The 10,429-nt window shown below is 62.9% G+C and carries 7 protein-coding genes; 1 reads left to right on the top strand and 6 read right to left on the bottom strand.

Features of this window, described 5'->3' with window-relative positions:
* Nucleotides 1-1,574, top strand: a 1,574-nt coding sequence (locus tag VMR39_RS02505; protein ID WP_325414020.1) for a potassium transporter Kup, incomplete at its 5' end; no start/stop codon positions are given.
* A 117-nt stretch (nucleotides 1,575-1,691) separates the two neighbouring features.
* Here the strand turns inward: VMR39_RS02505 and VMR39_RS02500 are convergent.
* From VMR39_RS02500 to VMR39_RS02475, 6 genes are all read right to left on the bottom strand, one after another.
* Nucleotides 1,692-2,420: a response regulator transcription factor gene (locus VMR39_RS02500; RefSeq protein WP_325414018.1), complete on the bottom strand. Its 729-nt coding sequence runs from the start codon at nucleotides 2,418-2,420 to the stop codon at nucleotides 1,692-1,694.
* A complete protein-coding gene (locus VMR39_RS02495) occupies nucleotides 2,417-5,086 on the bottom strand; it encodes a sensor histidine kinase KdpD (protein ID WP_325414016.1) in 2,670 nt (889 codons plus the stop codon). The genes VMR39_RS02500 and VMR39_RS02495 overlap by 4 nt, the downstream gene beginning before the upstream one ends.
* On the bottom strand, nucleotides 5,086-5,673 hold the full coding sequence (gene kdpC / locus VMR39_RS02490) for a potassium-transporting ATPase subunit KdpC (protein ID WP_325414014.1): 588 nt from the start codon (nucleotides 5,671-5,673) through the stop codon (nucleotides 5,086-5,088). Before kdpC ends, VMR39_RS02495 begins: the two co-directional genes overlap by 1 nt.
* 10 nt (nucleotides 5,674-5,683) lie before the next feature.
* The gene (kdpB, locus tag VMR39_RS02485; protein ID WP_325414012.1) at nucleotides 5,684-7,720 is read right to left on the bottom strand and encodes a potassium-transporting ATPase subunit KdpB; all 2,037 of its coding nucleotides are present in this window, start codon (nucleotides 7,718-7,720) and stop codon (nucleotides 5,684-5,686) included.
* 138 nt (nucleotides 7,721-7,858) lie between these two features.
* Nucleotides 7,859-9,562 (bottom strand): potassium-transporting ATPase subunit KdpA, encoded by a 1,704-nt coding sequence (gene kdpA / locus VMR39_RS02480; protein WP_325414010.1) that lies wholly within the window; start codon nucleotides 9,560-9,562, stop codon nucleotides 7,859-7,861.
* Between the two features lie 16 nt (nucleotides 9,563-9,578).
* Nucleotides 9,579-9,668, bottom strand: coding sequence for a potassium-transporting ATPase subunit F (locus VMR39_RS02475; RefSeq protein ID WP_325414008.1), 90 nt, complete (start codon nucleotides 9,666-9,668; stop codon nucleotides 9,579-9,581).
* Nucleotides 9,669-10,429: the final 761 nt, after the last annotated feature.

The raw sequence follows: 10,429 nt of genomic DNA, 5'->3' as shown, positions 1-10,429 counted from the left end.
GGACACCGGCGATCGCCATGCTCGGTGTGCTGGCAACCGCGCTCTTCTATGGCGATGCCATCATCACACCGAGCATGTCGGTACTGTCTGCGGTCGAAGGACTAACGATCGTCAACAATGGCTTCGAACCCTATGTGCTGCCGATCGCGACCGTCATCCTCATCGGTCTATTCCTGATCCAGAAACATGGCACGGCGCGGGTCGGGGCTTTGTTCGGCCCGATCATGGTCCTCTATTTCCTGGTACTGGCCACGCTCGGCATCATGAATCTCGTTCGCCATCCTTCGATCATCGGTATCATCAACCCCTACTGGGCAGTGCATTTCTTCCTGATCGACGCAAAACTGGCCTTCCTCGCGCTTGGTTCTGTCGTGCTGGCCGTCACCGGCGCAGAAGCTCTCTATGCCGACATGGGCCATTTCGGACGGAAGGCGATCAGTGTCGCCTGGCTCTATGCTGCCCTCCCTTGCCTGCTGCTCAACTATATGGGTCAGGGGGCGCTTTTGCTCGACAATCCTGCGGCGGCGACAAATCCCTTCTTCCTGCTGGCGCCTCAATGGGCACGGCTACCGCTCGTCATCCTCGCCACCATGGCGACCATCATCGCCAGTCAGGCGGTGATTTCCGGCGCTTTCTCGGTGACGCAGCAGGCGGTACAGTTGGGCTTCCTGCCACGCATCAGTATCGCGCATACCAGTGCTTCGGCGGCCGGACAGATTTACGTTCCGCTGGTGAACTGGGCATTGCTGATTCTCGTCATCATGCTGGTCGTGGGTTTCAAGTCATCCAGCAATCTGGCGGCCGCCTATGGCATCGCAGTGACAGGCACCATGGTCATCACCGCCTGCATGATGGGCGTGCTGACCTTCAGCGTATGGAAGTGGCACCCATTGGTTGCCAGTGTGATGACGGGCCTGTTCCTGGTTATCGACGGCGCTTATTTCGCGTCCAACGCAACCAAGATTCCCGACGGTGGGTGGTTCCCGTTGCTCGTTGCGGCCGTGGTGTTCATAGCGCTGACCACCTGGTCAAAGGGGCGCGTCATCATGCGCTCCTATCTGAACGAAGGAGCGATGGAGGTGCCGCTGTTCATTCAGTCGGTCGCCCATTCGCTCAAGCGCGTTCCAGGGACCGCCATTTTCCTGTCATCGCGCGCAGAAGGCGTGCCGCCCGCGCTCCTTCATAATGTGAAGCATAACAAGATCCTGCACGAGCGGATTATCATTTTGACCATTCAGACCGATGGCGTGCCCCATTTGTCGCTGAAGGGCCGGGAAGAAATCAGGAATATGGGCGAAGGCTTCTACCGCGTGATCTGGCGGCACGGCTTCATGGAGGATGTCGACGTTCCCGCTGCCATGAAGACGATCCATGGCTGTGGCGGTCCCATCAATGTCAGCGACACCAGCTATTTCCTTAGCCGCCAAACCCTTATTCCTTCTGAACGGCCGGGCATGGCCATATGGCGTGAGAAGCTATTTGCCTGGATGATCCGCAATGCGGAAACGCCCATGGAATTTTTCAAGTTGCCGACCAATCGCGTGGTGGAACTGGGGTCACAGGTCGAGATCTGATCGCTTATCCAGACAGTTTACAAACAGCTCCCCGTGAATTTAGAGCGTGAGATCGTCCGCGCCTTGCGCACCAAGCCGGCGCCTTTCAACGTCGCAATCTGAGGGTTCCGCAGATATTCACGCGCCGCCAGGCGCGAATTCCTCGGTTTCACCCTCTACGTTGAAGCGCAGGCGATAGCCTATCCCCAGCTCATTGCCGATGATCCGCGGACGTTGAGGATCAGTTTCCAGCTTCTGTCGCAGCGTGCGCACCAGCACGCGCAGATATTCGACATGATGCTCCTGCTCGTTCGGCCACACATGTCCCATGATCTGCTGATGGGTAATGACGCGGCCAGGGAATTTGGCCAGTTGCGCCAGCACGGCATATTCCTTGGGGGTGAGATGCACCTCCCTGCCCGCCTTGAGGACGGTGCGGGCCATCAGGTCGATCTCCACGTCGCCGGCCCGGACGGTCGACGCGCCGCCATCCTTGGTCATCCGGTTGCGCAGCGCCACGCGGATGCGCGCCAGAAGTTCGTCCGTGTCGAACGGCTTGGTCAGATAGTCGTCAGCGCCCAGGTCAAGCGCGGCGACCTTCTGGTCCGTTGCCTCGCGCGCCGAAACGATGATCAGCGTGGTGTCCGAATACTGCTTGAACAGCGGCACCAATTCCAGTCCGTCGCGATCGGGCAGGCCAAGGTCGAGCAGGCTGATGTCCGGACGCTCCTCCTTCAGCTTCTCCAGCGCCTCGCGCGCGTTTTCCGCCTCGACCGTCGCATAGTCCGCGCGGGTCAGGGCGGTGTGGATCAGCTTGCGGATATGGGGCTCATCGTCGACGATCAGCACCTTGTGGCGAATTTTCATGCAATATCCTCATGGGGCAATTCGGAAATGATGAGCGACTGGGGAATGGTGATCGTGAAGCAGGCGCCGAACGGCTCCCGGTTGTTCGCTGCCGAAACGGACAGGCCCATGGCCTCGGCGAAACCCTTGACGATGGCCAGACCCAGGCCGGTCCCGTGCTTGGCCCGGTCCGATCCCTCCAGTCGCGTGAAGGTGTCGAAGACCCGCACCTCCGCGCCCGCCGGGATACCCGGCCCCTCGTCCAGCACGGATAGGGTGATCGCGTCGGGCAGCCGGCGCCCCCGGACGATGACGGGCGTGCCGGGATCGGCATAACGCCCGGCATTGTCGAGCAGGTTGATGAGACAATGGTGAAGCAGGGTCGGATCGACACGGACCAGGGGAATGTCGGGCAATATGTCGACCTTCACCTCATGCCCGACCAGCGACTGGCGCGTGTCGTGCGCCGCGCCTGCGACCGCGTCGAACAGATCGGTCGGCTCCACCTTCAGCGGCAGCGCGCCGGCTTCGACCCGCGCCATGTCGAGCAGGTTGGCCACGAAGCGATTGAGCCTCTTCGCTTCGGCATCAATGGTATCCAGCAGGTCAGACGGCTGCTGCTGCTTCAACTCGTGCATGGCGGAAATGATGGTCGTCAACGGCGTGCGCAGATCATGGCTGACCGACGACAGCAGCGCCGAACGTAGCCGGTCGCGCTCGCGGATCTGCCGCGCATCCAGCATCTCTTCCTCCAGCGCCATCCGGTCGAAGGCGATCGAGGCCTGATCCAGCAGGCTCATGAGCAGCGGGATCTGATCCGACCGCAACGGCTCGCCCGCATCCTCACGCGCCAGCCCAAGGACGCCCAGCACGCCGCGCGTGGTGCGCAACGGATGGAACAGCCAGTCGGATGCCGTCAGCGTGGACGATCCGCGTCCCGCAGGCTGTTCATTGTCCATCGCCCATTGCGCCGCCGCCTTCTCGATCTGGTCCAGCCGGTCCTCCGGCGGCACGGCGGCGCGCAATTGCGGGCCATCGCGCGACGGCAGCAGCAGGACGGTGCGCACCGACAGCAATCGCGACACTTCGGCGCAGATCGCCTGCATCAGTTCCTCCTGACTGGCCGATGCGGTCAGCTGGCGCGAAAAGCCGGCCAGCGCAGCATTCTGCCGCGCGCTCGACTGCGCCAGATCGGCTTGCGCTCTCACCCTGGCCGCGAACTGGCTCGTCACGATCGCGACGCCCAGCAGCACCAATATGCTGATGATATTCTCCGGATTGCTGACCGTCAGCGTGCCGGTGGGCGGCAGGAAAAAGAAATTATAGGCAAGGCTGGACAGCAGGCCCGCGAACAGCCCAGCGCGCAAGCCGAAGCTCGCCGCCGCGAACATCACCGGGACGAGATAGAGCAGCGCGATATTGCCCAAGTCGATGATCTCGATCAGCAGCCGCCCCAACGTCGTCATCGCCGCAATCAGCAGCGCCGACCACACATAGTCGAGCGGCTTGCCCCAGCTCTGCGCCGCGGGCCGGCCGGCGCGTTTGGGCGGGGTTGCCGGATCGTCCCCTGGCAGGACATGGACGGCAACATCTCCGATCTCGCGCACCAGCCTGTCGACCACTGACCCGTAGCGCAGTTCGAACCACCAGGGGCGCGCCGACTTGCCGATCACGATCTGGGTCGCCCGCGCGTCGGCAACGGAGTGGCGCAACCCCTCCACCACCGACGGCGCGGGAATGGTCGCGGTGCTGGCGCCCAGGCGAGAAGCCAGCGCCATCGTATCGGCCAGTTGCGCCCGCTCTTCCTGAGTGAAGGCCAGCGTGCGCGGCGTTTCGATATGCACGGCGGACCATGGCGCCTTCAAGGCGTCCGCCAGACGCTTGGCCGCGCGCACCAGCCCCTGAGCGCTCGGCACTTCGCTGATCGCCACCAATATCCGCTCGCCCGCCGCGAAGCTGCCGGCAAGCGCATGGGCGCGGACATAATCCAGCATCTGCGCATCGACCGCCTGTGCCGCCCGACGGAGCGCCATCTCGCGCAGCGCGGTCAGGTTGGATTTGGAAAAAAAGTGGCTGAGCGCCCGCGTCGTTTCCTGCGGGATATAGACCTTCCCCTCCTTCAGGCGCTCGATCAGTTCGTCGGGCGGTATGTCGACGACCTCGATCTCGGCCATTTCGAGGATGGAATCAGGCACAGTCTCGCGCACCCGGACGCGGGTGAAGGAGGCCACGATGTCGTTGAGGCTTTCGACATGCTGGATATTGACGGTCGAATAGACGTCGATGCCGGCGTCCAGCAGCTCTTCCACATCCTGATAGCGTTTGGGATGCCGACTGCCCGGCGCGTTGGTGTGGGCCAGTTCGTCGACCAGCGCCAGTTGCGGCCGGCGCGCCAGGATCGCGTCGATATCCATCTCGCCAAGCCGATGACCCCGATGATCGACGTCACGCCGGGGCACGACCTCATGCCCGGCCAGCAAGGCTTCGGTTTCGCGGCGGCCGTGGGTTTCCACCACGCCCACGACGACGTCCATACCGGCCTTCAGCCGCTGCATGCCGTCGGTCAGCATCTCGTATGTCTTGCCCACGCCCGGCGCGGCGCCGAGGAAGATTTTGAGACGGCCACGACCTTCCTGCGCCGCCTGGCGCAGGAAGGCTTCGGGATCTCGGCGGTCGGGATCGTTCATCAAGGCTTGGTAGCGCTGATCTGATCCAGGCGTCGATTGATTTCCACGACGTTCACGCGCGGTTCGCCCAAAAAGCCCAGCAGCGGCTGCGCGATGCTCCGGTCGACCAACGCCTTGACTTGAGCTACATCAATGGCACGCACGCGGGCAATGCGCGCGACCTGATAATAGGCAGCCTGTGGCGTGATGTCAGGATCGAGGCCGGACCCTGAAGCCGTCATCAGATCAGCCGGCGCGCGCTTTCCGCCATTCGCTCCTTCAAGCATGGCCTTATCGGCTTTCACCCGGTCGAACAGCGCCTTCGACGTCGGGCCGAGGTTCGAACCCGAAGACGCAAGCCCGTCATAGCCCTTGCCGGCGGCCGAGGGGCGGGAATGGAAATAGCGCTCGCTGGAGAAGTCCTGTCCGATCAGCGCCGATCCCACGATTCTGCCGTCCTGCTCGATCAGGCTGCCATTGGCCTGGGCTGGAAAGACCAGTTGCCCGATCCCCGTCAGCGCCAGCGGATAGGCCAGCCCCAGCAGCATCGCGAAGAGCAATGTCATGACCAGCGCGGGCCGCAGCGATGTGATGATGTCCTTGTTCATGGAATTTTCCTCAGGCCAGACCCAAGCCATTAACGGCCAGGTCGATGAGCTTGATGCCGACGAAGGGCGCGATCAGGCCGCCCAGACCGTAAATGGCGAGGTTGCGCGCCAGCAGCGGTCCTGCGCCGATCGGGCGGTAGGTCACGCCCTTCAGCGCCAGCGGCACCAGCAGCGGAATGATGAGCGCGTTGAATATGATCGCAGACAGGATCGCGCTCTGCGGCGTCGCCAGTCCCATGACGTTCAGCACGCCCAGCCCCGGATAGAGCACCACGAACATGGCCGGGATGATCGCGAAATATTTGGCGACGTCATTGGCGACCGAGAAGGTGGTGAGCGCCCCACGCGTCATCAGCAACTGCTTGCCCAGCCCCACCACCTCGATCAGCTTGGTCGGATCGCTGTCTAGGTCGACCATGTTTCCCGCCTCGCGCGCGGCCTGCGTGCCGGTGTTCATCGCGACGCCGACATCCGCCTGCGCCAGCGCGGGCGCGTCGTTGGTGCCGTCGCCGCACATGGCGACCAGTCGCCCGCCTTCCTGCTCCTTGCGGATCAGCGCCAGCTTGTCCTCCGGCGTGGCCTGCGCCAGGAAATCGTCCACCCCGGCTTCGGCCGCGATGGAGGCGGCGGTCAGCAGATTGTCGCCGGTGATCATCACGGTGCGGATGCCCATCTGCCGCAGCTCGCCGAAACGCTCGCGAATGCCCGCCTTGACGATGTCCTTGAGGAAGATCGCGCCCAGCAGCTTGCCATTCTTCGCCACCGCCAGCGGCGTACCGCCGGCGCGGGCGATCTCGTCGGTGATGCGGCGCAGTTCGGCAGTCGCAGGTTCCTTGCCATGCCTCGGATTGGCGCGAAGAACGGAGTCGACCGCGCCCTTCTGAATGATTGCGCCATTGAGCGCGACGCCCGAAATCCGGGTCTGCGCGGTAAAGGGAATGACTTCCGCACTTGCCGGCAAGCTATCGGCGGTCTGGCCGAATTTTTCCCGGGCAAGCAGGACGATCGACCGACCCTCCGGTGTTTCATCGGCCAGGCTGGCGAGCAGCGCGGCTTCGGCCAGTTCGGCCTTCGTCGTGTCGCCCACCGGACGAAATTCCGTCGCCTGACGATCGCCGACCGTGATCGTGCCGGTCTTGTCGAGCAGCAACACGTCGATATCGCCCGCCGCCTCGACCGCGCGGCCCGACTTGGCGAGCACATTGAAACGCACCAGCCGGTCCATGCCGGCAATGCCGATCGCCGACAGCAAGGCCGCGATAGTGGTCGGAATCAGCGTGATGAGCAAAGCGGCGAGGATGGACACCGGGATTGCCCCGCCCGCATAGCTGGCAAAGCCCGGAATGGTGCCGACCGCGATCAGGAAAATAATGGTCAGGCCGACCAGCAGCAGCGTCAGCGCGATCTCGTTCGGCGTCTTCTGACGCTCCGCCCCTTCGACCAGCGCGATCATCCGGTCGAGGAAACCCTGCCCCGGATTGACGGTAACGCGCACCCGGATCTCGTCGGAAATGACGCGGGTGCCAGCCGTGACGGCAGAGCGGTCGCCGCCCGCCTCGCGGATCACCGGCGCGGATTCGCCGGTGATGGCGGCTTCGTTGACCGATGCGACGCCCGAGACGACTTCGCCATCTGACGGGATCAGGTCACCCGTCTCGACCAGCACGATGTCGCCCAGCTTCAGGGCGCTGGCCGGGACATTTTCGCTCTCGCGGCCGTCTCCTTTCAGGCGCTTGGCCGTCAGTTCCGACTTGGTTGCGCGCAGCGAGGCCGCCTGCGCCTTACCGCGCCCTTCGGCCAGCGCCTCGGCGAAGGTGCCGAACAGCACCGTCAGCCACAGCCAGATGACGAGTTGGAGCTTGAAGCCCATGGCCAGCCCGTCATGCCCGACCGCGAGCAACACGGTCAGCAGCAAGGCGACGACAGCGGTGGTGAACATCACCGGATTACGGATCAGTTCCCCTGGATTGAGTTTGCGGAATGCGTCGCCGATCGCGGGAACGATCAGATCGGCGGTAAAGAGCGATTTGGACGCTTTGCGTGCCATGAATTTGCTCCGATATTAGAGCGTTTTCTAAGCAGGTGGAAACGAAGTTCGGCGAAGCCAATCACCTGCTGACTCGGAAAACGCGGCAAAACAAAGATCTAGAGTAGCCGAGCCGATGCAATCGGATCGGTACCTGCTCTAGAAAAGCTGACCGTTGATCATCGCGAGATGATCGGCGATGGGGCCAAGGGCGAGGCCGGGCAGGAAAGTGAGGCCGCCGACGATAAGGACGATGCCGACCAGCAGGCCGGTCCACAGCGGGCCGGTCGTCGGGAAGCTGCCCGCCGTTTCCGGCACATATTTCTTCGCCGCCAGCCCGCCGGCGATCGCCAGCATCGGCACGATGATGAAGAAGCGGCCGATCCACATCGCGACACCCAGCATCCCATTGTAGAAGGGCGTGTTGGCGGTCAGGCCCGCAAAGGCCGATCCGTTGTTCGCCACCGCGCTGGTGAATGCGTAGAGGATTTCGGAGAAACCGTGCGGTCCCTTGTTGAGCGGCCCGGCAAGGCCGACCTCCAGCACTGAAGCAATGGCGGTGAAACCCAGGATGATGAGCGGCAGCACCGCGATGGCAAGCACCGCCAGCTTCACTTCCCTGCTCTCGATCTTCTTGCCGACATATTCGGGCGTGCGCCCGACCATCAGGCCAGCGACGAACACGGCAAGGATGGCGAAGAGCAGGAAGCCGTATATGCCCGCGCCGACGCCGCCGATAACGACTTCGCCCAGCTGCATGTTGAACAGCGGGATGAGGCCGCCGATTGCGGTGAAACTGTCGTGCATCGCATTGACCGCGCCGCAGCTGGCCGCCGTAGTCACGACCGAAAAGAGCGCCGAGGCAGCGATGCCGAAGCGGACTTCCTTGCCCTCCATATTGCCCCCGGCCACGCCGAGATGTTGCAAGACCGGATTGCCGGCGGCTTCCTGCCAATATGTGATCACCGTTCCCGCGAGGAACAGGATCATCATCGCGGCCAGGATCGCCCAGCCCTGGCGCACATTGCCGACAGCCTTGCCGAATGTGTAAGTCAGGCCGACGCCGATCACAAAGATCGACAGCATCTGCACGAAGTTGGTGAGCGCGGTCGGGTTCTCGAACGGATGCGCGCTGTTGGCGTTGAAGAAACCGCCGCCATTGGTGCCCAGCATCTTGATCGCTTCCTGGCTCGCCACCGGGCCGAGCGCCAGCGTCTGCTTCACGCCTTCCAGCGTCGTCACGTCGACCGATCCGGCCAGCGTCTGCGGCACGCCGCTTGCGATGTAGAAGAGCGCGATGACGAAGCAGGCCGGCAGCAGCAGGTAAAGCGTCACGCGAGTGATGTCGGCCCAGAAATTGCCGATCCCCTTCGTTTCACGCCGCGAAAAACCGCGGAACAGCGCGAAGGCGAGCGCGATGCCCGTCGCCGCCGACAGGAAATTGTGGATGGTCAGGCCCAGCATCTGGCTGAGGTTCGACATGGTCGATTCTCCGCCATAGCTCTGCCAGTTGGTATTGGCGGTGAAGCTGATCGCGGTGTTGAACGCCAGATGTTCGCTGACTCCCGCATAACCCAGCGGATTGAGCGGTAGCACGGCCTGAAGCCGCAGGAGCGCATAGGTGAAGAAAAGCAGCGCCGCATTGAAGATCAGCATGTGGACGGCGTATCGGCGCCACCCCTGTTCTTGCGCGGGGTCGATGCCGGCAAGCTTGTAGAATCCCGTCTCGACCGGGCCAAACACCGCATGAAGCGGCGTGCGCCGCCCTTCATAGAGCGCGAAGAGCCACAGGCCCATCGGCTTGGCCAGCGCCAGCAATATGCCGACAAAGACCAGGATCAATATCCATCCCTGGACAGTCATGGATTTCGCCTCCCGTTCAGAAGCGTTCGGGGCGTGCAAGCACGGCCACCAGATAGAAAAGAAGGCCGATCGCGGTGATCGCGGCCAGCCAGAGGTCGAGTGTCATGGATGTCGCCCCCTCACGCGTTGTCACACAACGCCGCGTAGCCGAGCGTCGCGGCCAGCAGGCCAAGGGTGAGGCCGATCCAGAGGATGTCCTGCATGCTAAGTCTCCCGCAGGCGGCGGGGCGCATGGAAGATGCGGCGCCGACTCGTCTGCCGCGCTTCAACTAGGGCAGAGCCGCATTTGAATTCGAGAGACAGGAAGTTCGAAACGCATAGTATTTACGTATGATTGGCCTTTTTCGGGGTTCATCACACCCGATAAGCAGGGTCGACGCAAATTCCGGTGTCCGAGCCGCCGTGAAACTGGCGAACTCAGACTATCCAGAAGCATTCGGCTGTGGACGGCCGGAGCCATGCCGCCTGCGTAGAACTGCGCGAGGCGATCGCCGCCCGGCTGTGCTTCATTCCTGCGGACGTGATGTCCGCGGATAGCGAGGTCAGGTCGGACAATCGGCGCGTCCCGCTTGCGGAGGCAACCGCGGCGGGTCCGCCGAGGGCAAGATCGAATATGGCGACCTCTCCAAGCGTTTTTGAGCAGCAGGCCTTCCGCGCGCATTTCTGTTAGGTGTCGTTATACCATCTCGTTCGACCAGCATATCGACCGATCGCCGTGCATCACCGGCGGACACCCGCCCGTTGCAGGATTTCTGGTCAAAAGATCGCGATCAGGTTGAACGAAGCGTACCGCGTCCACCTTCCTGTGGTGGCATTCGGCGCATCCTGCAAAAATCGTCCCTTGGACAGCACCAGGCCATCGAACTC

Origin of the sequence: Sphingobium sp. (genome assembly GCF_035511395.1) — a bacterium.
GTDB lineage: Bacteria > Pseudomonadota > Alphaproteobacteria > Sphingomonadales > Sphingomonadaceae > Sphingobium.
Note: the sequence above shows the minus strand (reverse complement) of the source record. Positions and strands in the feature narration are given on the sequence as shown.